The following is a 25601-nucleotide window of genomic DNA, read 5'->3' as shown; positions in this document are numbered from 1 at the left end:
TGGACTTTCGCTTGAAACCATTGTGAAATAAATAGATAAAAAGAGGCTCCTGCAAGTAAGGAACCAAAAACAGATAAGCAAAAACCCCCATACCCCATCTCCAAACGAACGCTCTACACCTGTGATACTCTCTTTTACATGTATGAAGGTATGAAACGCGTAAGTACAAGTTTAGTATGTGGGATTGTACTTTCTACATAATTTGCTTTACTAGATAACTAACAACAGCTTCAGATACAAGACGTGCACCTACAAATGGTGGTTGCACATTTATTCCGGCTTCAAAAGGCATTCCCAACCATAATATCTTTTCATCGATGATGATAAATGGAAATGAAAGGCTCTTATCTATCCAATTAACTTTCTTACCTTTAAAAGCTTCTGATTCAGAAAGCATGGTAAATTTCACATTGTTAGGTAGAGTAGTAAAACCTGATTGCCACTCTTTGGAATAGTGTTTCCCTGGTGGCAAACCCGCGATGACAGACTGCTTAGCATTTTTAATATCTTCAAAAACAGCCTCTACTTTCTTAGCATGCACCCATCGTAGGGAATTGTGTTGATTCCTCACCCATTTTCCTATTTGATGAGGTTCAACTAATTGATTTGAAGAGATTTGATGATCTACCAGTTTTCTAATCGTTTTACTAGGAAATACGTTTTCCTGGATAAATTGCTTATTGCAAATATGAATGAATTTTCCTTTTGTCCTTGTTATGGCTACATTTAATACGCGGTCACTTTCCTTTCCTACCAATAACATTCCTGGTCTTGTCTCAGGATATGAATCCACATTATCAAAAAGCATTACATCACGTTCGCTACCTTGAAATCGATGAACCGTGGCTGCCATAATATCTGCTTCCAAACACTCCTTTTCATAAATCTCTTGCAGTAAAGAAGTCATTAACGTAGCTTGTGCCCTGTATGGGGTTGTGTATCCTATTGATCTAGCTCCTGAAAGGTATGATTCATGAATCAATTGAAATGACAGTAATAACTGCCAGACGTTAAATCTAGAATTCGCATTTTTTTCTCTTAAACAATGATTACCTGTTTTGCTACTATCAACTAAAAGCGAAGCATAATTTGGGAATGGCGCTCTTTCGACAATTTGATTTCTAGCCGTTAACACACTTTCGTGATCACCTACTAAAGATTGATACATCACCTTATTTGTAAACGAAGAAATATCCGGGTGCATTCTTCGCTGCTCTTTTAATAAAAATAAGTTTGGATGAAGCTGATCTTCTTGTGAAAGCCATTCAACCACCCCTGATTTATGAAATATGTCCTCTTTTAACCATTCTTCGACAAGGGGACTTTTTGCAGAAGCAATAGGAGGAAGCTGTTTAAAATCCCCACATATAACAATTCTTTTACCAAGTGTAGCGGCAAATGCAATTTGTGGAACATAGGCCATACTTGCTTCATCAACTATTACGACATCATATGTTTTATCATAGATTGAAGGGTCATTAGCAGCTTTAGCTAACGTAGTACCAATCACAACTGCATCTTCAATAAATTCGATTTCTTTTTGGCGTATCTTTTCAAGGACAGCAGCTAATTTCCCCTCAATTGATAAGAGTTGCTGGGAATCTCTTTGACTAAAGGACTGTCCTAAATCTTGTTTAAGTCCTAAGCGTTCATCTAGTAGTTGCTGTTTCTGCTTCGCTATATCTGGATGTCTTTTCTCTAATAATTCTGTCGTAGTAAGAGAAGAACGAGAGATTACATGAGATTGTGATCCGTAACGTAGTAAATCGCCTTCACGAAACCGTCCCTTTTTATCAACAAATCTCGAAATTTCACTCATTAACACATCTACAGCCTGATTACTTTGAGATAAAAGAAGCACAGATTGTTTTTTAAAATATTTATTTGCGGCAACTCTTGCAAGCGTATATGTTTTCCCCGTTCCTGGTGGTCCCCACACAAATGTCACAGGATTATACTTACTCCTGACAACCAATTCATGTACATTTGATTTAATCTGTTCAGTAGGATGATTTGACGTAGATGGAGGATTCATTAGTCGTTTGATCCGAAGACGCTTTTGTTTACTTTCTGATGCTTCTTCTAGGCGTTCATGTAGCTGATCTAATAACTCCCAAGGATCATGTGATAAAAGTAACTCATGGGCTAGTCTTCCGAGAGGTTTTTCAACAGATAAGATGACGCTTTTCCCTTCTGAAGACAGAAGTTTTCCAGAGTATTCTAACTTCCCATTTTCAATTTTAACTGTAGAGCCAATGGGTACTTTTATGGGAAAAGGTGTTTCAAAGTAATATGTGTTTGTTTCTTTTTGTTGAATCACTTCTCCATTATATAGAGAATATTTTGTACTTCCATATTTTTTTAAATGCATTATTTCTGCACGCAATGCTTTTTGCCATAGCTTAATATATTGTTTTGTTGATTTCATATCCAACTTCCTATCCCATTAACAAATAATTTTCCGTGTCTACTATACCATTTAAAAATATAAAATGCGATTGTGTACTCTATACGATGAAACCATTTTCCTTATCATTTGGTAAAGCTTTAAAGAATTCCGGGAAGGGCCAGTAGGGTCTCCCATTGACAATTTTGGGAGTTGTCTTATGTCTTTCATGCCATCAATCATGTACTACAAATCAACTTTAAGCAACTTAACATAGCCTTACGTTAAACTAAAAGCAGAGTGTTTGAATGAGATAAGTAGAACTGTTATAAAAAATTCACATAATCACAATGCATATAAACTACCAATTAGTGAAATATTTTCATCTTGTACCTTATACTATACAAAACAAGCTTTAGTACAATGGTATAAGGTATGAATAAACATTTATTTTTTTAGAGAGATATAAAAAAGAACGCTTAGGTGTTAATCCCACGCGTTCTTTAAGCTCTTTAATCGTTTGATTGTCTATTTAACTGCGATAATTGAACACTACACCTGAGCCTTTAATTTGTTATTTTTCACATTCCCCTGCGTAACTTAATGCCTTATCTAGTGCTTAGCTCTCCTTACCTACTTTTCACTAATAAATTGACGGCTTCTTTTACTAATTCCTCCGTATTTTCACCTTTCTCATTGGCCTCTTGGACACATTCAATGAGGTTCGAGCTAACAATGACACCAATTGTGCGGTCTATAGCTGTTCTAGACGCTGAAAGTTGGGTAATCACTTCTTTACAATCTTTTGTTTCTTCCATCATTCTTAAGATTCCTCTTAGTTGTCCTTCAATTCTTTTCACTCTGTTTTTGACTTGGTCTGAATATTCCATATAAGCTCTCCTTTCTTAATGGCTATATCAGATTTTCCTTGTTTTGACACATGCATTCCGATAACGTATAGCCGCTCACATGAAATCCATTTTTTTGTAGAAAGCGAATACCGATATTTTTTTCTAACTTTGTAGATGCAACCACATGCACTTGTTTACTTGGGATTTCATGATAATATCTTTTTAAATAAGCAATTGGAATAACGATTGCTTCGCTTACTTTCTTATTCGTAACATCGTTATAATCTCTAAAATCAACAATCACCTCTTCACTCGAAGCATGAAGCACATCTATGCAAGGTACACGATTAAGTGATCGATAACGATTTGTTAAGATTATGGCTAAGGTTAATAAGACAAGAATGAAAAAATAAACCATATTGTCCCCCTATATCGTTCTATGTTTATCAAAGGTATTCTATACCCTTATAGGTATTATGTCAAACTATTCTCCTCTATGGAGTATACTATAAAGGGGCGGACAAATATCAATCAAGTAAAGTGACTTCATCGCCAGCTTTTATTAACCCGGTTTTTATTACTCGTGCATACACCCCAAAATGGTTCCTTCTTTCTTTTACTACTGTCTTTAAAAGACTATGTGAAATCTCACCTGTGTCGGGATCCACATTTACAATCATACATCTTTCGCAATGTCTCAGTATCTCCAACTCAACCTCTTGCCCAATTTTCACCCTTTTCCCAAACATGGTTTCCTCAAAATATGGCTCATCATTTAAGGATACTAATAAATTAGGTCTAAATCTTACGTAATCGATTTTCTCTCCCCACAAATTCTCTAATGCCTGTACGGATTTTTCATTCACAATTAATATATGCTCTTCTTCTATTGCTCCAAAGGGAACATGAGCTGGTTCAAAATGAATGGGTTGAATATTCCTTTCACAACGTTGTTCTAACTCTTTAAGTAATGAAGGATCGTTCCACTCATACTGTTGCCCTTCAGGTGTCGTAATTTCAACTACTGGAAAGCGACTCTCACAATCGGCTGATCTAAATGCTGCCCTATACTGTGCCATTTTAGGAAATTGAGTGATAGTCAGAAATTTGTCCTCTCTCGTCAAATCCAGATAAGCATGACTCCGATCACCGTATAGACCATAATTCATTATTTTCGTTTCATGAACCTTTTGCCCATTCATCGACTTTACTGGGTATCTTGTAATTTCTTTTAAATATCCTACCACCATAGCTACTACTCCTTCTGCAAATCACATTATGTAGTAATAGTTTATGAAATATAAACCAAGCTAGTGTTACTTATCTAGATAGATCAATACATCATTTTAGCGAATTTACCAAGCGTTACAGATTCTCAAGCTAATTAAGACATTCAGGTGGGCAAAGAGCTCCTAAGCATTTAAGCACGTTTTTGATACTCTTGATCACTAAATGCTAAGTGAACGGCAAACCCTTTAATCATTAGCTCATATTAGCAAAAGTATTAATGATTAAGCGCTGTTAAAATTGGAAAAAGTTCCGTTAAGTGTGAAATTTCATAGGTTGGTTCAACTTCATTTCTTTCCTTATGATGACGGTTAATCCAAACTGATTTTATCCCTACTCTTGATGCCCCAAGTATATCTGTCATAAGATTATCTCCAACCATAATCACTTCATCCTTAGAAAGATTCATTTTCTCTAATGCATGCTCAAAGATTGTTGGATCTGGCTTTCCTCTACCAAATGCTCCTGAAATGATAATCTGTTCAAAGTATGGTACAAGTTCGGGTGTGATATCCAATTTGGTATTTTGAAGATCAGGTGATCCATTCGTTAAAAGCAATAAACGATAGGATTCTTTTAATTCATCCAATACAGAAAAGGATTCTTCATAGACGTATGGATTCTTTCTTCTTCGTTTAGGGAACTCCATAGCTAAGAATTTACCAAACTCCGGATCATCTATTCCACATGCTTTTAATCCATTAGTCCATGCCTCGTTTCGATATGTAGGTACAATCTGTTTCATTTTCACAAAGTTTTCTTCTTCATCAAGGAAGTTCCCCCATAACCCTTCAAATGGATTTATTCCTATCATTTTAGTAAATTCATATGTCTCATAAGTTGCATAAAGATCGCTTGCTTCTTTCCGTACAGCAGCCTCTAATTCTTCAATCGCTACACCATATTTTTGATGTGCCATTTCACACGTTTCTTCAAACGCTCTTTTTACACTTTTTTGATCCCATAATAACGTATCATCTAAATCAAAGAAAATTGCTTTTATCATAATAGTTTCCTCCATATACTTGTCATTATTCTCTTTGTCGTCAAAAGTTCCAAGCTCACTCCCACTACCTAGGTTTATAACAGTTCTCTACACCTTCTATAAGAGAGAGCTTTTATTGATACACCTTAGCTGTTGAATTTCGTATGATTAGTTCGCACGTTAATAAAACCTTTTCGAAATAATCTTTATTTCCATTTACTTGATCGACTAATAATTTAACAGCGTGTTTACCAATTTGTTCTTTCGGAACATGGATAGTTGTTAAAGTTGGATTTGATAGATAAGAATTTTCTATATTATCAAAGCCAGTTACAGAAATTTCTTCTGGCACTTTCACATTTCGTTCTTTTAATTTACTTATAACAAAAAGAGCAAGTGAATCATTTGCACATACTAAGGCTGTAACAGGTGGCATAGTTTGAAGCCATATATTGATGGTTTCGTACATTGCCTCAATAGTATCTCCTTGAATTGGAAGTTCTGAAGAATGATCTAACAACTGGTGACATTCCATTGCACTACGGTAGCCTAACCACCTGTCGTGAAAGCTCCTAGAATAATGAATATTGCCTATAAATTTAATCTGTTTATGACCTAACCCGATTAAATAATTTGTTAACTGAAAAGAACTGTCATAATTGTTTGCAAAAATGGTATCTGTTGTTAGCAATGGGTCTTCAAAATCTATTAGAACAATTGGTACCTTCCACTTCTTTAATTCCATTAATACAGGTGAGGCAATCTTCCCAACACTAATAATACCAACAAAGCCATCTACGTTTATGACATTCGCAAATTGATCTGTTTCCGTCATGATGACCATCCCTAATGTATAATAAGAAATTCCGCTTGAGATACCATCAATGATTTTCCCCCAATAGATTGATTCTTGGTAGTGACTGCGAGGGAGAACCACTAGCACATTTCTCTTTTCATTTTTAGTAACAGCATCTTGCTGTGAAAATGAGAAAAAGGTTGTATGCTGATCACTGGAATTGTAGCCGAGCTTTTTAGCAGCCTCTATGACCCTGTCTCTTGTTTCATCTTTCACACCACTTTTCCCTGCTAATGCTCTTGACACTACATATTTAGAAACACCAAGATAATCCGCAATATGTTGAATGGTTACTCTTTTTCCCATGTCTTACACCTCAAATATACCGTTTCTTTTGTTTCGGGCTATTTTACGACCAAAAAGGAGAAGAATGATAACTACTATGAATAATATAAGATAGCTTCCCTTAAATTCTCTTATGTACAAATTCTCTGTACTTTACAAAATGGTTTTTTTCATAAAAACATTCAGCCACTTTATTATCTACCCAATAGTCTAGTTCAATAAGATCAATTTCTAGTTTTTTTGCTAAGTCTTCTATATATTTCATTATAAGAGTACCATACCCCTTTTTTCTTTCAGCTTCTATTAAACTAATTTGATGAAGGTAAATAGATTGATAGCCCATTTTAAATGCATTTTCAGGAAAATCTCTTATTTCTATCCATATATACCCGATCGTTTGCTCTTTTTCCTCAAGGATAAAGAACATAAAATGCTCATTCTGAATAAGCTTTTCGAATGTTGCCTTTATCTCATTTTCTTCATATGGCTTAAAATATTCAGGATAAAGTTTGGCATGAATATCATGAATCGATTTATTCAACCGTGCAATCGTTTCAAAATCTTTAGATATAGTTATTTTCATTAATTAGCCACCTTCTCCGTAAACTTAGTAAAAATACGACAAGACTATTTATGTCAATGCCGTATCTTTCTTATTAAACCAAGACTTTTTTGTTGAAAATAAATTCTTCAACCACTTTTGCTACTCCATCGTTCATATTTGTATCCGTTACGTAATTTGCTATTTTTTTAATATCCTCTGGGGCATTTCCCATAGCTACACCTAATCCTGCAAATTCGATCATAGAGAGATCATTATAGCTATCTCCAATAGCAATCACTTCTTCTTGCTTTATTCCACATACTTGAATGAGGTGATGAAGACTTGTCCCTTTTGTCACACCTTTTTCTGTAAATTCTAGGAAAAACGGTTTAGAGCGCATGATACTAAATTCAGCATCAAGTTCTTGTTGAAGTTTTTCTTCAACTAATTTTAACTTTTCAGGAGCTTCAACCATAAGTACTTTAACAACAGGGCTAGTTACTTCCGATACAAACGAAGGAACCACTTTTACAGGTAATCCAGTTAACTCTGACTCAATCGTTGTATAAGGATTCTCTGTTTCTGTTACAATGTCATCTCCTACATACGTATGGATATAAACTTCCTCCCTTTTACTAATAGCGTCTAACTGATGGACAGCTTCAGGTGTAAGTGTACTACTAAACATTTCTTCCTCCGTTTGGCAATTGATAATTTTGCCTCCATTAAATGAAAGAATATAACTACCAAATCTCTCTAACTCTAATTCTTTGGCTATGTGTTTCATACCGTAAGTTGGGCGTCCTGATGCTAACACAACTTTTACTCCCAATTCTTGCGCCTTCATTAACGAATTCTTAGTGTTTAGTGAAATCGTATGGTCATCTTGTAATAATGTATCATCTAAATCTAGGACAATCATTTTATATGTCATTTGTCATTTCCTTTCTTCACTTCAGCAATATCTTCTATCTTACTAAAAAATAAAGCTTCATGGGAGGTGGTTCTTATAATTTATTTCTTTTTAAGAGTCCTATGTGACTACGTAGAGCTTAACGTTAGACCCTTCAAAATTTTATTCAGTTTTTTTAGGGAAAATCTCTAAAGATCTTTACTTAACGTCACCTCTCTCATAACAAAAAAACTAGCAAACAATGAAATCTTGTTTGCTAGCACCACCACTAAGTATTCGTCACTAAACTGCCTTTTTTGGAGCCGTTACTTGCACTTCAATTGTACCTGCAGATCTGTCAACTATTGTTTTTAGCATAACAGGATAATCTTTATTATTCATAAATTTAAAGTCAGGTCCATTCCAAGAAACGGTTGCATCCTTCCCTGCAGGAACGTACCCGATCGATCTAGAATGCGAGTGAACCTCAATGATTTCTAACCCTGCATTTGCTACTGCATTGTATAATGTCGAAGAAGTTTGACAAATACCTCCACCAATTCCCTCAACAAATTCTTTGTCGACAATTTCCATTGCCTTTTGATACCCTCGTTCAGGAGTTCTTTCTCCGACTACTAAATTAAAATAAAAGCGATCACCAGGACCAAGTATTATTTGATTAATTTCATTTGCAGAAAGTGCAATATTTTCTGTTCGACCCTTTACCCCAGGATTAAAAGATGTTTTATATGCTCCAATAACCTGTTGATCAACAATACTTGATACGGCTTCAGTAACATTTGGTTCTGTGATATCCATTGGTAATTCAATTGTTCGTTCCAGCGCCTTGGGCATTTTCAAGAGAGTCACTAACTCAGCTTCGTGAAGAATTATTCGACTTTGACCATTTGTAAGTTTACCATTACTATTTCGTTTAACTGGAACCATTGGTTGATCCAGTTGCTTTCCAAGAGACCTTGCAAGTTTTTCAAGTTCAGCTTCATTATGTGCTCCTTCTGAAGGAGTATAGGTCAGTAATATTTCCTTTGATAGAGGATGAATCAAATCAATCGCGTACTCTACATTTTTACTAGCTATTTGAATATTCCGAGATTGTATTTCTTTAACCTCTAATATCTCTTCTTGACCACTACTACCATTTAATGATTCACACCCCACCAACATAAAAACACATAGAATTGAAGAAACATATTTTTTGTGCATCGTATCTCCCACATTTCTCTAAGTAATTAATCCCCATTGTTTCACGCCGAAAAAGGTAATCATAACTATATATTCATTATTGTAGCAAAAAATGAAGAATCATTGTTAAAAATTACCTTAAAATACACTCTAATTCTTCTCCTAATATGACGTATTTGATGGCTAAAAAGTTTCTTTCACAAACTAATGTTGTTAAGTTCCTGTATCGGTAAAAACAAAAGGGCAGGGTGGCTTTGTCAGCACTTACAAGCGATGCATTTTATCCTTTCCAAAGTAATTAAATCGAGCACCAGACGTCCGACTATCGCCTTATCATATTATGACAGTCTAAACCGCGCTGACCCATGACAATAACTGCATGCGAACGTCTTTACCTTTAGGTTTAGATTGCTCACAATTTTTTATAAATAATGTGTAATTTCCCCTTTTTTATGAGGAGTACTCATATCCTAACTTGATGGGATTTATTAGCAAAATAGTCATTCTATTGATTTTTCGTTCTATATTAAAACGCCCAAACATACATGCTTGAGCGCTTTTTAAGAAAACGTTATTTCACTTCCGTTACCCATCCAAATACATCTTCTTCTGTACCCTTTTGAATACCTGTCAGTGTATCATATAATTTTTTTGAAACGTCACCAGTTTGCCCTTTATTAATTATCATCTTCTCTTCTTTATAGTAGAATTCCCCTATAGGAGAGATAACAGCTGCCGTACCAGTTCCAAAAGCCTCCTCTAATACCCCTTCTTTATAAGCATCATACACTTCTTCCATTGAAATTCGCTTCTCTTTCACAGGAATATTCCAATATTTCAGCATTTGAATGATGGAGTTTCTCGTTACACCTTCTAGAATACTACCATTTATTTCTGGTGTTACAACCTCTCCATTTATCTTAAAGAAGATATTCATACTTCCTACTTCTTCTACATATTTCTTCTCAATCCCATCAAGCCACAAAACCTGTGAATAGCCTTTTTTAGCCGCTTCCTCTTGTGCTTTTAGACTAGATGCATAATTCCCACCTGTTTTCGCCTTACCTGTTCCCCCATCAACCGCACGTACATATTGGTTTTCTACAAAGATCTTGACAGGATGAATGCCCTCTTTGTAGTAAGATCCTACTGGGGAAAGGATAATCATAAGTTTGTAGAACTTAGAAGGTGCAACACCTAAATAATATTCTGTCGGGATGATAAATGGTCTAATATATAAAGAGGTTCCCTCTGTGGTTGGAATCCACTCTTTATCAATCGATACTAACTTTTTTAAGGCTTCAATGACAAATTCACCATCAATTTCTGGAATACAAAGGCGCTCATTTGATAAATTTAGCCGTTCCATATTCTTTTCAGGTCTAAATAATAAAACTTTATCATCAGAAGTTCGGTAAGCCTTTAAGCCTTCAAATACAGTCTGACCATAGTGAAACACCATGGAAGCAGGGCTTAACGTAATAGGTTCAAACGGCTCAATTCGTGCATCATGCCACCCCTTTTGTGGGCTGTAGTCCATTACAAACATATGATCAGTAAAAATCCGACCAAATTCCAGCTGTTCTGGTTGTGGTTTTTCTTTTCTTTCTTCACTTAACGTAATCTGAATATTTGTCGTCATTTTAAACTCTCCCACCTCTAAAATTAGCTCTAATTCATCTTCATATAGCTTATCTATAAAAGAAAGAATTATGATTCATAATCATTTACTCTTACAAGAAACTTGCCAGCAATTATATAAAATCTATATTAACCTATTTTATAACTAGAAGGATGAAAATAACAACCGTTTTTCGACAAAAGATTCAAAATAATCATAATAAAAAATTATTTTTATATAGAATTACACGTTGATTGGATAGAATTTACTTCGACCCAGTTTTTCCTTTTAGATGGCAGATAGAATACACACTTAAAGAAGCACCTATACCACAGTGCTTCTTTTTCCATTACATATTTCAATTGATGAGGTAAGGCTCTTTCCTTTCTTTGTTACCACGCTTTATCATATGAAGTATACTTTATTCTTAAGAAGACAATTATAGCAACACGGTTTACATAGAGGATGTTTGTTTGAATCAAGCTTCCAGCTTACCTTTTCGCTTTAAGTAAAAACCAATTATGAAGATAAGCAATCCTATTACGAGATATTGATCATTCTTCGTCGCTGTATTAGGTAATTTATGTCCTTCTGTGGCCATTTTATTATTTATTTCTTCTTTCTTAGGTACGTCATTAACATTCACATTATTTTCTTTACTCTCACTAGTTACTTCTTCTTCCTCTTCGTTTAAAACATTCTCGTGTTGATTTTCAGATTCTTGATCTGAAGAAGGATTTTCTTTTGAATCTGATTGATCGTTTGAATTCTCATTTGGATTTGAACTTGGTGGTGGCGTTGAGTTCTCATCAGTCTCTTCATCCGAGTCTTCATTTGAATTATCAACAGGCTCATCAGGCACTTCAATTCCAACTTGATACGCAGCGATTGTCCCTGTAATTTCATGGGCAGCCAACAGAAGATTTTGACCTGTTGGGCTAAACTCTGCAGGAATAAAGGTTAAACCTTCAGGAGCGCTATCTCCACTTTCAAGTGTTACGTCCTTCTCAGTAGTGAAAATACGACTAGAAAAGTATTTCGTAAATTTTGGAGCTTCTGGATCGCTTATATCATACATCATTATTCCACCAACACGTTCAAGACCAATAAAAGCATAGTTTTGCCCTTGTACATTTCCAACTATTACTGATTCAGGCTCAGGCCCTTTATCATCGCTTCGTGAATCAAACGCATTCTCATCATTATTAGAATTAAAGAAATCTTTCCCATATACAGTGGAAGTGATATTTTCAAAATCAGATCCGCTATCATACACTTGATTAAGTGTATGAGCGTCCCAAATAGAGAAGGAACGGGCCCCGAAACTATAAATTGCTTCATATTTATTATTCATATTTTTGGGTGCGGAACTTGTAGTAAGAAGTCTACCTAATTAGTCTTCTTCAAATAAACCATCAAGAATCATCTTATCAAGCATTTCCTGTGTATATCCTTCAAACAAGTCTGCATTTAGTTCATAATTCTCCTTTAAATCATTTACTCTTTCTTCTTCAGAAAATCCCTTGTAATTTTGAGAATCACCTTCATTCGCTGATAAAATATATGTTTTGCTATCAACAGTATAAGAGGCTAATCCATCAGGCTGATACATGGATAAAACGGGCCAATTTTGTATATTTATTTCATCATCTTTATTTGAAGCATCAAGCTGATTTTCAGTGATTGAATAATCCTTATAACCAAGGCTCTTAACAGTAAGTACCTTTTGATTGGAGATATCTATTATCGCGATGGCGTTATTCTCTTGCAGAGCTACATAAGCAAATTGACTTTTATCATCAATGACAATGTATTCAGGCTCTAAATTCTCAGCATATGTATGATCTTCTCTCACCTTCCTAACATCAGAATCAATGACGTCATCTGTAAATCTAATTGTAGAAACAGAAGCATTTGTTAATCCTTCGACACCCTCTTTTACGTCTATAACACTTATACTGCCTTCTGGATTAACTGTATACTCATCATTAGGCTCTCCTTCATTTGCAACTAAAAGCTTGGCTCCATCAGGTGTAAAGGTAATCATATCTGGTAAGGAACCAACTTGTACACTTGATAAGTAATCTCCTTCTAAGGAAAGGAATACGACAAATCCCGGGTCTACTTTATTTACTGAAGGTGCTGATACCGCAAAGAATTGACCATCTGGATGTATTGCTACACTCGTTACATCTGATGCAGGAACACCTAAATCAGCTAATGTAATTTGCTTTAGAAGCGGTATTTCTTGTTTCCCATCTTTTAATTGTGATAGATCAAGGATTTCGACAGCATTTTGATCTCCATTTATAGAAAATACGTGTTGATTTTCCTTATCATATGCAACGATTTCTGTACCTCCTTGACCAATTTCTGCTCCGCTAGTGTATCTCCCTATTAGCTCGACATGTAAATCCTCACCTTCCTCTGAAGAAAACTGGGATAGATTCGCTACCCCATATGTACTTATCGGTGATATAAGTAGCCAGGATGCTACCGCACCAACAATTGTTTTTTTGACCAAATTTTTCATCCAACCTTTCCTCCTTCTTTGATAGACTCTAAAATTACAACAAATAAGAGAATGATTTCCCCTCTACTTCTAGTCTTTTAAATTTAGGTTCTACTCAATCTGTTATTAGTTAAAAATAAAGTCATATTCATGTACATCAACAAGTTTAGTTTAATAGTTATCTATAAATATATAATAACAAGTTTGTAATTTTTTTGTAAAATATTCTATAATTCGTCAATTTCTATTCATTACATCTCCTTTCTCTTCGACATCTAAGTAAAAGAATAATATTGGATTATACTATTCTTTTATACTAATAAACATAAGCCAAAATGATTGTTCTTTTTAAAGAACGATCATACTTATTTGTGAAATGTCGAGAGAAAAAATATTTGAAATCCTTTGTCGAAGTCTACTGGATTTGTCTAAATAGGACGAAGGAAGGTAGAAAATTCGTTAAAAAATTGAAAACTTTGTCAGAAAAAAGGGTGATATAAAAACTCAATATACAAGGTTCAATGTTTGAAAATTTAAAGCTCTTAACACTTGAAGTTATATTCAACAGGTCACTCACTTTCATATTTTTTCAATATGAATACTAATATAATAAAAACTGGAGCGATAATTAACCAAATTCTATTATGATTAGAAGTCAATCATAGACACTTTTTTTGCCATAAACAGCACAATAACACATACTCATAGACATACAAAAAAGCAGCTTTAAGAACATTGGCTGCTTTTTTGTTTATATTTTATTTAAAAATACCTTTAACAACCATCCATACCACAGGACATTCCCTTACTTAAAATCTGAAGTTTAGGCTTTACATGGTCTTGAGTTATTAGCTTTTCTATTTCTTCTATTGAATGAAAGTCTTCTAAGCGAGTACTCCCTACTTCTATTGTTGGGGCTACTTGGATTCTTTCTTTACGTGTTTCTTCTAATGCCTGACTATGAATGTGTTGGTATTTTCTCGTTTCAACCGCTTTCTTAAATGAATGTGGATCCAATCCAATGTCATCCACAATATTAGCTAGTACGTCTATATCGCTAATATTCTTATCCTCTTGAAAAAATGCCTGAAATACTTTGAAATTATATTCATTCGCTTTTTTATTTTCTTTCGCAAAGTAATAACCTTCAAAGGCTAAATGTGTTGTCGGTTGAGGATGAATAGTCGGTCGTTTTATAATAATCCCCCTTTCACTCGCTAAAGGATGAACAGTCTTTTCCCATGATTCATATGTTAATCGTAGAGATTCAGCTCCTACTTCATATGGCATCCAGTCTAGTTCAATTTCTTTATCTTTCATTGCGTGATCTATTGCTCTTCCAGCTAAAAAGCTGAACGGACAAACATAATCGTAATATAGCTTAATTTTTAATGACAAAAAAATCATCTCCACATTTTTAGTTCTCTTATTATATCTCGATTCTTAGACAAATAGAAAAGATTTGTTTTGCCCTTACTTTTTCTCTCTTTAGAGGAATTATCCCTTTTAACTTGTCTGAACTGTCTATACATTTTGTAAAATTCAAATAAAATGCGTAAGTTGACGGGCTGAAGCTCAATAGAAGAAGTTTTGTGGATAAGCATGTACTAAACTAAGTATCACTGCTTTTCTTTAAATCGAGGGTAAACTATTCACGTGGTAGTAATAAGGAATTAGAAAAAGATTTGTGCGGGAAGGAAGACTTCACGAATGAACGTGTCGAGGAAGCTCTCACTACCCGCAAATAAACGATATAGATAGTGTTGTTTAGCATCCTATTATACTATCTAGTATTGGTTAGCTGTACTAAATTCTCCGCAACTGCTTTTGTTAATTCTTCTGTCATTTCAGAAACATTCTTTTTTAATTTGGCATTAATCATCTTAGACAATTTACTTTCAGATGAAAGATTCAAATAGCCATTCATCAGTGTCGTCTTAGAATCTACAACCTCTCCCAAGAAATAACCATCTCCAGAAATCTTCTCACTTATTCCCTCTAGTTCGAATGTTACTTTAGAAGGTTCATCCCAGTTGGTGATGATAACCTTCAACTCGACTTTTTTCTTAATAAACCCCATATCAGTTTTGAATCGCCAAATGGATTCATGATCGTTAAGGGTCTCATGATTTATATAGCCAGGAACAAGCGGGGCCCAGTTGTCAATGACACGGACAAAATTCCAAACCTCGTGTATCGGCAGCTTTACTTCTACTTGATATAAATCACTTGGCATCTCATTTCTCCCCTTTCCAATTCTTAATAAATATTCGGCACATATCAAAAATATGCTGTACCTCACTTATTAAAACTCGGAAAAATCCCGTTTCCAGATAATCGAAACAAGAATTAAGATAGTTGCCTAAAAGTAAGAATAACGTTTTTGAACAACGAGGAGAGTATTGGTATTATAGCCATCTTAAAGCGACTGTTAAGTGACAGCATTCTGTCGTTCCGATCATTGAAGAAAATTTCAACGTAATCCCATCAGGATTGTACTTTACATCTACATTTGATTGAATGCCTGTAGACTTTAGTAACCTTTGCACCTCTTGTGTGTTTGATTGCTGAGCTTCATACATAATTTTGTTTGCAAAATCCTTTGATGAAGATAACTTATTTAAGATAAGACTTGCATCTTTCATTAATAAATTCATCTTTGTCGCTGATTTTTCAAATAAAGTACTATCTACATCTGGTAAAACGCGAACTGGATAAGTATATGGGTGGACAAAATAGTGATATGTTGGATATAAGATTGATGGATTCCCACAAGGATGTAGAGGATAACAACGGTTCATTAAGATCAGCCCCTTCTTCATACTAAACTCATCATCAATATACGAGTTTACTACACAAAAGTGCTTGATTTACATTATATTCCTTAAATATATAGATGGATAAGTAGTAACAGGATAAAGGCAAAAGCAATCGGGACAATTGAATGAAGGAACCTTTTCACTCTTAACCAAGCGTATTTTTTATCATATTTCCCCATTAAACGCACCTTTTCCACACGATCCCCTCCTAACTTTTCCAAATCTAATCTTTTTGGTATCTAAAAGTTTTTCGTAAAGGAAACTTTCTTTTATTTTACCAAATATTATAAAATTTGTGCATATTTCTTTAACAAATTCCTAATTAATCCAGTCTAATTGTCCGAAGAAAATTCACGATACAGGTTTACATTTTGACTTTATCGCTTATCAATCTCCCTTTCTAAGTACTTACAGGGTAACGTGACGCTTTTTAACATTCACCTTTATTAGCTTAGCAATAAAGGTAAAGAAACGGGCCTTAGAACAAAAGCACAGGGTACCACGGTTATTCTATGACTCAAGAGCTTGACAGGAAAGAAGCGTTTCCCCAGAATGTAGTTTCATCAGGGAAAGCTTTCCGACCTTATGCAGAAAGTAAATGAGTATCTATCAATCATTCCATGTAACAGAGGTTATAAAAAAGACCTTGTCGATTAAGACAAGATCTTCCTTAATAAGATTTACATAGTATTTTCGATAGGTAACGTAATTTCTACCGTAGTTCCTTCATTTACTTTACTATTAAAGGTAATCTCACCTCTATGGAAGTGAACAATTCTGTAGCTTACTGTAAGACCAAGACCTGTTCCTTTTTCTTTCATAGAGTAAAACGGTTCACCTAAATGTTTTAAGCGTTCTTCTTCAATTCCAAACCCATCGTCTTGTAAAGAAATCTGAATCGTCGTTTTATCAAGCATACGAATGAAGATTTTCACATGGTTTGCTTCTGCCTCGATCGAATTTTTGATCAGATTGATGAATAATTGTTTTAATTGATTCGGTTCACATTGAATTTCAGGAATTTTGTCATTACCAACAACTTCAAGTGATACACCATACAAATTTGCTTCAGATTCTATTAAAGATTGAACATCTAATAGGAGTTGATTTAAATCCTTCCTAGTAAATTGAATTTTTTGAGGCTTTGCCAAAACCAATAGTTCACTAGCAATAATATTTATTCTTTCCAACTCTTCTAACATAATATTATAATAAAATTCATTCTCTTTTGAAGATGTTTTTAACATTTGTAAGAATCCTTTTATAGATGTTAGTGGATTTCGAATCTCATGTGCTACACTAGCAGCAAGTTCTCCAACAACAGACAACTTTTCTGTTTTTCGTAAAAGTTGCTCCGTTTCAATTTCCTTCGTAATATCCACTGCATATCCGATAACCCCAACTATTTCATCATCAATTGTCATAGGAACAGATGTACACCTAACGATTTTTGTCGTTCCTTCCTTAGTTATAATCTCAATCTCTTCATTAATATAAGGTTGATTAGCACGGAAGATTCGATGGAAGGCTTTCAAAACCTTTTTCCGATCTTTCTTAGAGATGATTGGTAGGACCGTTTTCAGTTTTAGCTCATTAAATCGGTAGCCAGTGTAGCGATAAATATGATCATTAGCATTTGTCAGCCTGCCTTCTAAGTCAATCATAAATACTAGTTCAGGATTAAATTCAAATAAGGATTTATATTTTTGTTCACTTTCTGCTAATTTCTTTTCCGCTTGAACTTGTTCCGTTATATCTCTTCCCATCACGACTAATTCTTTTCGTTCTCCATTACTATAAAAACTAGGGATTTTAATTGTATCAAACGTTTTAAACCCTCCAGATGGCATTGGAATTTCTTCAATACAACGACTTGGTCTGCCTATTTGCCATGCTTGCTCATCTGAGGTTTCACAATATTGTAGAGATTCAGCATGGAAATCTGAATACTGTGCAAGCTCACTATCTTTTTTCCCTTTAAAATTAATATGTTCTAGTTGAAAAAGCTTAATTGCAAAGTCATTTGCTTCCGTCCATCTTCCCTCACCATCTTTAAAGTTAACAAAATCAACCATTGAATTAATTAATACATGCAATTTATTGTTTTCAGCCTTTTCTTTCTCATACGCTTCTTTCTTTAATACTAGATAATAAATAAACACACTCGTTAGTAAAACAAAGATGATTCCTTTCACATTCTGAAAAACGACAACAATTTGTTTTGGGATATTCGAAAATACGACGATATTGTCTGTTACTAATATCCAAATTGTACTAAATATAATATAAAGTAAAAGGAGTTTGGCCCTATTTTTCATTTTTCCACCTTCACATACAAAATTCAATTTATTATATTGGCTGTTTAAATGTTTACTAATGGTTATTGTTCTTTGTGGTTGGAGTGGAAGCATGAGACCACTGCCGAAAAAATCATGTCCAAAGGGAAACGACGGAGGCGCGTGCAGCTTACAAAGAAGCTCTCGGGACCACCATAAGGAGGGATTGCTGGCGTAATCGAAAGGCTATGGAAATCAATAACAACGTTTAATAAAGCCATAGAGGTAAAGCTCTATCCTTCTACTAACTTGTATAAATGTTTTCACTTACAATTCTTCCATATAAGAACTAAGATTATTTATTCCTATCACTATTTTATCTTTTGCCAAAGGTCAATCTCTAGGACATTCTTCAAACATTCTGACAACAACAATAAACATACTTACTATTCATCATAAAGCTATAACAGTATTGAGAGATATAGGTTTATGTTTAATATAAGAACGATTACGCAACAATTCTAGGAGGTTAGATGTAGTAAATAGAGACTAGTTAGTATATAACATACTTTTTCTTTAACTACTATATTATAGTATTTGTTCTTAATGAAACAAGTATTTTAAAAAAAGATCTGTGAAACACGGTTGTTCATGTTGTATAAAAGCTTTCACTTTCTGTTGCCAATCCAAGCTCTCCTGGTCGTATCCTACTAGAGTTTCCACATGTTAGATGCTTCAACAATTAGAAAAATTGGAAAAACAAAAAAACCTAGAAACTGCTCTAGGTTTTTTTGTTTCTTTCTAAACACTTTTTCATCTAGCTACGTAGGCACATTTGGTATTAATTTGTTTGCCTATTCTCTACTTACAAAAAGATAATTATGTTAACACTGTGCTTCCCATAAGATGAGTGTCTACTTGTTTAGCTACTTCTCGCCCTTCGTTAATTGCCCAAACAATTAAACTTTGACCGCGACGTGCATCCCCTGCAGCATAGACACCATCAATATTTGTGCGGAAATCACCATACTTTGCAGCTACAACATTTCGAGCCGTTGTTTCTACATTAAATTGTTTTAACACTGGCTGCTCAGAGCCTTCAAATCCAATCGCAATAAAAACTAATTGAGCTGGCCATACTTTTTCAGTACCTGGTACTTCTTCAAAGTAATAAAGTCCATTTTCATCTTGTAGTTTTTCCATTTGAATGGTATGCAGTTCTTTCAATTGACCAGTTTCATCAGCTACTAACTTTTTCGTTTGAATACAATATTGACGTGGATCTTCACCGAATTTAGCTTCAGCTTCTTCATAAGCATATTCCATTGTAAATACATGAGGTGCTTCAGGCCACATATTTTCAACTTTTCGAGACATTGGTAATCTAGGATGTTTACCAAATTGTACGACACTATTACAGTTTTGACGTAATGCTGTCGCAACACAGTCTGCTCCTGTATCTCCTCCACCAATAACGATAACATCTTTACCTTCTGCATTGATAAAATTCTTATCTTCAAAATTAGTATTTAAATAGCTTTTTGTAACATCTGTTAAATAATCCATTGCAAAATGTACACCGTTTGCCTCACGACCTTCAATTACAAGATCACGTTGCTTTTGAGCACCTACACATAGGATCACAGAATCATATTTTTCACGAAGTTCATTTGCACTTATGTCCTTGCCAACTTCTGTATTTGTGATGAACGTAATACCCTCTTGTGTTAAAAGGTTCACTCTACGTTCAACAATACCTTTATCTAGCTTCATATTTGGGATCCCGTATGTTAACAAACCACCTGGACGATCTGCACGTTCGTATACAGTGACAGAATGACCAGCTTGATTCAATTGATCAGCTGCTGCTAATCCTGCAGGGCCAGAACCAATAACTGCAACCATTTTACCCGTGCGTTTTTTTGGAATACGCGGTGTAATCCAGCCATTTTCAAAGCCTTTGTCAATAATCGCTTTTTCAATGTTTTTAATGGTTACTGCTGGGTCTGAAATTGCTACGTTACATGAACCTTCACATGGTGCTGGACAAACTCTTCCCGTAAATTCAGGGAAGTTATTTGTTTTCATTAAGCGTTCTAACGCTTCTTTCCATCTTCCTCTATAGACAAGATCATTCCACTCAGGAATTAAATTATGAATCGGACACCCTGAAGTGAAACCATTAATTTCAGTTCCAATATGACAGAAAGGAGTGCCACAATCCATGCAGCGTGCTCCTTGTCTGCTCAATTTTTCTTCAGAGAAAGGAGCTGAATACTCTTTCCAGTCATTTAAACGAGTGAGAGGCTCGCGTTCAGCCGCCTCTTCTCGTTTAAATTCCAAAAATCCTGTTGCTTTCCCCATCTTCCTCTCCCCTTTCTACTGTAATACCGCTTTGGAACGATTTGTTTTGTTCATTGGTCCCTTTTTCTCAGACTTTGCATTCGCTTCAAATGCACTCATAATTGCTTCTTCGTTTGATAAACCAGCTTCCATCTGTTCAGAGATTCTATTCATCATACGTTTGTAGTCTTTAGGAATCACTTTAACAAATTTAGTAAGAGTTTCGTTCCAGTTATCCAATACAAAACGTCCTTTTGCACTTCCTGTATAATCTATGTGATTTTGAATCATCTCTTTTAAGAAAAGGATTTCGTCAACACTTGCTAATTGCTCAAATTCAATCATTTCATCGTTGCAAATCGTTTTAAACTCCTCAGAATCATCGGCTAATACGTACGCAATACCACCTGACATCCCTGCACCAAAGTTTTTACCAACTTCACCAAGAATTACGACTTTACCACCAGTCATATATTCACAGCCATGGTCTCCTACACCTTCAACGACAACATTGACACCACTATTACGTACTGCAAATCTCTCGCCTGCTCGACCATTGATATACGCTTCACCACTTGTTGCCCCATAGAAAGGTACATTTCCAATAATGACATTATCTGAAGCAACAATATTCGAATCTAGTGATGGTTTCACAATAATCTTCCCACCTGATAAACCTTTACCTAAGTAGTCATTTGCATCTCCAGTTAAATGCATTGTAACCCCTTTAGGTACGAATGCACCAAAGCTCTGCCCGGCAGAACCATTAAAACGTAACGTGACCGTGTCTTCAGGTAAGCCCTCTTCACCATATCTTTTTGAAATTTCACTACCTACAATTGTTCCTGTAACACGGTTAATATTCTTAATACTAAATGATGCATCTATTGGCGTAGCTGATTCAATTGCCTCTTTAACAGCTGGTAAAATTTCAACCATATCAAGAGATTGCTCTATTTTATGATTTTGTTTAAGTGTAGCCGTACGAGCACCTTCTGGTTGATAGAGTAGTGTGGATAAATCAAGGTGCTTAGCTTTCCAATGAGCTTTAGCACGATCACTCACCTCTAATACATCCGTGCTTCCTACCATCTCTTCCATTGTTCTAAATCCAAGTTCAGCCATAATCTCACGAACTTCTTGAGCAACAAAGCGCATATAATTAACGATATGATCTGGATCACCAGTAAATTTATCACGGAGATCAGGGTTTTGAGTGGCAACACCAACAGGACAAGTATCTAAATGACATACACGCATCATGATACAACCCATAACAACTAGTGGTGCTGTAGCAAAGCCATATTCCTCTGCCCCTAAAATAGCAGCCATTGCTACATCTCGACCTGTCATTAATTTCCCATCTGTTTCTAAAACCACACGGTCACGAAGACCATTTAACATCAATGTTTGATGTGCTTCAGCTAGACCCAACTCCCATGGAAGGCCAGTATGTTTAATACTTGTTTTAGGTGATGCACCAGTACCCCCGTCATAACCGCTGATCACAATAACGTCTGCAGCACCTTTGGCAACACCAGCAGCTATTGTTCCAACTCCTGCTTTTGCAACTAATTTCACACTAATTCTCGCGTCACGATTTGAATTTTTTAAATCATGAATTAACTGTGCTAAATCTTCAATCGAATAAATATCATGATGTGGAGGTGGTGAAATTAATCCAACACCAGGTGTAGATCCCCTTACATCCGCAACCCATGGATATACCTTATTCCCTGGTAATTGTCCACCTTCCCCAGGCTTAGCACCTTGTGCCATTTTAATTTGTAGCTCATCAGCATTAACTAAGTAATGACTTTTCACTCCAAAACGGCCAGATGCAATTTGCTTAACAGCACTTCTGCGAAGGTCTCCGTTTGCATCAGGTGCAAAACGGTTTGGATCTTCTCCACCTTCACCGCTATTACTTTTACCACCTAAACGATTCATTGCAATTGCTAATGTTTCATGCGCTTCTTTACTTAGTGAGCCAAAAGACATAGCCCCCGTCTTAAAGCGTTTCACAATTGACTCCACAGATTCCACTTCATCAATCGAGATAGATGCTCTTGATGATTTGAAAGAAAATAGATTTCTTAAGAAACCAATGCGCTCTTCATTCGCTGCATCTGAATATTTTTTGAATAAACCATAATCGTTTTTACGACAAGCCCATTGAAGTGTATGAATGGTTGTTGGATTAAAAGCATGGTGTTCTCCATTCTTTCTCCATTGGAAGTCACTACCTGAATCAAGAGCCTTATCAATTTTCTCAGCATAAGCGCCTTGATGACGTATTAAAGCCTCTTGTGCAATTGTGTCTAAGTCAATTCCACCAAGCTGTGAAGCTGTGCCGGTAAAGAATCTGTCTACAACCTCAGCACTAATACCAACTGCTTCAAAAATTTGAGCTCCTCGGTAACTTTGCACTGTAGAAATACCCATTTTAGACATTACTTTAATAACACCTTCAGTAACGGCTTTACAATACTTTTCAATTACCTCTTGATATTCAAAATCCAAGCTGCCATCTGCTACTGCTTCTTTATACGTAGCAAATGCTAAATATGGATTAATTGCATCTACTCCATACCCAATAAGTGCAGCAAAATGATGAACTTCTCTAGCTTCACCAGATTCAATAACTAGACTAGCCTTTGTACGAGTACCTTGACGTACTAAATGCTGATGAAGTGCTCCAACTGCCAACAAAGCAGGAATTGCAGCATTTTCCTTATTCATCATGCGATCAGAAAGAATCAGGATATTGACCCCATCTTCAATCGCTTTATCTGCTTCAGCACATAAGTTTTTAATTGAATAATCTAAATCTTCTGTAAATAATGTGTGTAAAGTTGTTGCCTGGAAACCTGGGTGAAGATTTAGTCTTAATTGTGCTAATTGATCATTTGTAAGAACCGGTGAATCTAATTGAATTCTTTTTGCATTTTCTTTACTAGGGTGAAGAATATTCCCTTCCGTTCCGAGTAAAGTCATGGATGATGTCACAATTTGTTCCCTAATAGCATCAATTGGAGGATTTGTGACTTGTGCAAATAGTTGTTTAAAATAATTAAATAAAGATTGTGGTCGTTCTGATAAAACCGCTAATGGAGTATCGTTCCCCATTGAGCCTAACGGGTCTTTTCCTTCTGTAATCACAGGAAGTAAGTATTTCTGAATATCTTCATACGTATATCCAAATGCTACTTGTCGTTCATTTATGTCAGACACAACCTCTTCCTGCAAGAGCTCTGATTGATCCTCTAGCTTCACAAGCTGTTCTTTTAACCATTCTTGATATGGTTTTTCGTTTGCCATCTCATCTTTTATTTCTTTATCCGAAATGATTCTGCCTTCTTCAAGATCGATTAATAACATCTTTCCTGGACTTAAACGGTCTTTATATAAGACATCGCTTTCCTCTACTTCAATTACGCCGACTTCAGATGAGAAAATAATGTAATCATCTTTTGTCACATAATATCGTGCTGGGCGGAGACCGTTTCGATCTAAGATTGCTCCAATTTGTTTCCCGTTCGTAAATGAAATTGCAGTCGGTCCATCCCACGGCTCCATTAGACAACTATGGTATTCGTAGAATGCTCTTTTCTCAGGACTCATATGTGGGTTTTCAGTCCATGGTTCAGGAATCATCATCATTGCAGCATGGGCTGGTTTACGTCCTGCCAATACGAAAAATTCAAATGCGTTATCAAGGATCGAAGAATCACTTCCATCAGCGTCAAGGATAGGAAGGATCTTCTTTAAGTCATCTCCAAACGCTTCTGATACGAATTGTTGCTCTCTCGCTTTCATCCAATTCATGTTACCACGTAATGTGTTAATCTCTCCGTTATGAATTAAGTAACGGTTAGGATGTGCTCTTTCCCAACTTGGGAATGTATTTGTACTGAATCGTGAATGAACAAGAGAAAAAGCTGATACAAAATCTTCATCCTGTAAATCTAGATAGAAAGCATCTACCTGTTCAGGTGTTAATAGTCCTTTATAAACGATTGTACTACTTGATAAGCTAGTAAAATAGAATCGTAGTTCTTTTTCTCTTGCCCAATTTTCTGCTTGTTTACGAATAATGTAAAGCTTACGCTCAAATGTAAGTTGATCAATTTGATTGTCCTTAGCACCGATAAATACTTGTCGAACAACAGGACAACTTAATTTAGCAACTGGTCCAATTTCTTCAGCATTTACTGGAACATCTCTCCAGCCTAACAAGATTTGACCTTCTGCTTCTATGAATTTATTTAATTGTTCTTCAATTTGATGGCGTTCAGCATCGTCATTTGAAAAAAACATCATTCCAACGCCATAACGTCCGTTTGCTGGTAAACTCATTTCCGTGCAAGTCTTTTTAAAGAAAGCATCTGGTATTTGAACCATTAGTCCAGCACCATCACCAGTTAAAGGATCGCTCCCTTGCCCTCCTCTGTGATCTAATTGACAAAGCATACTAAGTCCTTTTTTTACAATATCATGTGTAGCATGGCCTTTAATATGTGCATATAAACCGATACCGCATGCGTCATGTTCAAACTCAGGACGGTAGAGACCTTGTGCTTTAGGAATTTGATTGTAAGTCATGAATATCTCCCCCCGTTAGATAATCTTACACCCGATAATTTTCAGATAATTACATTATATATTTTCAAATTGATATAAACAATATATAATTTAGATTAGATTAATCTATTTTTGATATATATGATTGGAGGAGCCC

17 protein-coding genes and 1 pseudogene are annotated in these 25601 nt (G+C 35.4%); all 18 read right to left on the bottom strand.

Annotation, left to right across the window (positions count from 1 at the left end):
• Positions 1 to 193: 193 nt before the first annotated feature.
• The 18 genes and pseudogenes from A9C19_RS08760 to gltB all read right to left on the bottom strand — a co-directional run bounded on the left by A9C19_RS08760 (position 194) and on the right by gltB (position 25465).
• Complete coding sequence (locus tag A9C19_RS08760; protein ID WP_072579592.1) at positions 194 to 2428, bottom strand: DEAD/DEAH box helicase; 2235 nt, start codon at positions 2426 to 2428, stop codon at positions 194 to 196.
• A gap of 587 nt (positions 2429 to 3015) precedes the next feature.
• Positions 3016 to 3276 carry a metal-sensitive transcriptional regulator gene (locus tag A9C19_RS08755; RefSeq protein WP_072579591.1) on the bottom strand — a complete coding sequence of 87 codons (261 nt, stop codon included), beginning with the start codon at positions 3274 to 3276 and terminating at the stop codon, positions 3016 to 3018.
• A 22-nt stretch (positions 3277 to 3298) separates the two neighbouring features.
• Complete coding sequence (locus tag A9C19_RS08750) at positions 3299 to 3655, bottom strand: rhodanese-like domain-containing protein (protein WP_072579590.1); 357 nt, start codon at positions 3653 to 3655, stop codon at positions 3299 to 3301.
• A 109-nt stretch (positions 3656 to 3764) separates the two neighbouring features.
• Positions 3765 to 4487 carry an MOSC domain-containing protein gene (locus A9C19_RS08745; RefSeq protein WP_072579589.1) on the bottom strand — a complete coding sequence of 241 codons (723 nt, stop codon included), beginning with the start codon at positions 4485 to 4487 and terminating at the stop codon, positions 3765 to 3767.
• Between the two features lie 254 nt (positions 4488 to 4741).
• Positions 4742 to 5530, bottom strand: coding sequence for an HAD family hydrolase (locus A9C19_RS08740; RefSeq protein ID WP_072579588.1), 789 nt, complete (start codon positions 5528 to 5530; stop codon positions 4742 to 4744).
• 112 nt (positions 5531 to 5642) lie between these two features.
• Positions 5643 to 6671, bottom strand: coding sequence for a LacI family DNA-binding transcriptional regulator (locus A9C19_RS08735; protein WP_072579587.1), 1029 nt, complete (start codon positions 6669 to 6671; stop codon positions 5643 to 5645).
• Positions 6672 to 6771: 100 nt separating this feature from the next.
• The gene (locus tag A9C19_RS08730; RefSeq protein WP_072579586.1) at positions 6772 to 7233 is read right to left on the bottom strand and encodes a GNAT family N-acetyltransferase; all 462 of its coding nucleotides are present in this window, start codon (positions 7231 to 7233) and stop codon (positions 6772 to 6774) included.
• Between the two features lie 73 nt (positions 7234 to 7306).
• Positions 7307 to 8128 carry a Cof-type HAD-IIB family hydrolase gene (locus A9C19_RS08725; RefSeq protein ID WP_072579585.1) on the bottom strand — a complete coding sequence of 274 codons (822 nt, stop codon included), beginning with the start codon at positions 8126 to 8128 and terminating at the stop codon, positions 7307 to 7309.
• A 261-nt stretch (positions 8129 to 8389) separates the two neighbouring features.
• On the bottom strand, positions 8390 to 9310 hold the full coding sequence (locus A9C19_RS08720) for a VanW family protein (RefSeq protein WP_072579584.1): 921 nt from the start codon (positions 9308 to 9310) through the stop codon (positions 8390 to 8392).
• Positions 9311 to 9860: 550 nt separating this feature from the next.
• Positions 9861 to 10931, bottom strand: coding sequence for a branched-chain amino acid aminotransferase (locus tag A9C19_RS08715; protein ID WP_072579583.1), 1071 nt, complete (start codon positions 10929 to 10931; stop codon positions 9861 to 9863).
• A gap of 457 nt (positions 10932 to 11388) precedes the next feature.
• A pseudogene (locus A9C19_RS22725) lies at positions 11389 to 13443 on the bottom strand (choice-of-anchor I family protein).
• 753 nt (positions 13444 to 14196) lie between these two features.
• A complete protein-coding gene (locus A9C19_RS08700; RefSeq protein WP_072579580.1) occupies positions 14197 to 14820 on the bottom strand; it encodes a DsbA family oxidoreductase in 624 nt (207 codons plus the stop codon).
• A 385-nt stretch (positions 14821 to 15205) separates the two neighbouring features.
• Complete coding sequence (locus A9C19_RS08695; RefSeq protein ID WP_072579579.1) at positions 15206 to 15658, bottom strand: SRPBCC family protein; 453 nt, start codon at positions 15656 to 15658, stop codon at positions 15206 to 15208.
• Positions 15659 to 15830: 172 nt separating this feature from the next.
• Positions 15831 to 16223, bottom strand: a complete 393-nt coding sequence (locus A9C19_RS08690) for a YuzC family spore coat inner layer protein (protein WP_083584325.1) — start codon at positions 16221 to 16223, stop codon at positions 15831 to 15833.
• Positions 16224 to 16306: 83 nt separating this feature from the next.
• Positions 16307 to 16438 carry a hypothetical protein gene (locus tag A9C19_RS22430; protein ID WP_267888748.1) on the bottom strand — a complete coding sequence of 44 codons (132 nt, stop codon included), beginning with the start codon at positions 16436 to 16438 and terminating at the stop codon, positions 16307 to 16309.
• A 483-nt stretch (positions 16439 to 16921) separates the two neighbouring features.
• Positions 16922 to 18559 (bottom strand): PAS domain-containing sensor histidine kinase, encoded by a 1638-nt coding sequence (locus A9C19_RS08685; RefSeq protein WP_072579578.1) that lies wholly within the window; start codon positions 18557 to 18559, stop codon positions 16922 to 16924.
• Positions 18560 to 19396: 837 nt separating this feature from the next.
• On the bottom strand, positions 19397 to 20881 hold the full coding sequence (gene gltD, locus A9C19_RS08680) for a glutamate synthase small subunit (RefSeq protein WP_072579577.1): 1485 nt from the start codon (positions 20879 to 20881) through the stop codon (positions 19397 to 19399).
• Positions 20882 to 20896: 15 nt separating this feature from the next.
• Positions 20897 to 25465: a glutamate synthase large subunit gene (gltB, locus tag A9C19_RS08675; RefSeq protein ID WP_072579576.1), complete on the bottom strand. Its 4569-nt coding sequence runs from the start codon at positions 25463 to 25465 to the stop codon at positions 20897 to 20899.
• Between the last annotated feature and the right edge of the window lie 136 nt (positions 25466 to 25601).

Origin of the sequence: Bacillus weihaiensis (assembly GCF_001889165.1) — a bacterium.
GTDB classification, from domain to species: domain Bacteria; phylum Bacillota; class Bacilli; order Bacillales; family Bacillaceae; genus Metabacillus; species Metabacillus weihaiensis.
Note: the sequence above shows the minus strand (reverse complement) of the source record. Positions and strands in the feature narration are given on the sequence as shown.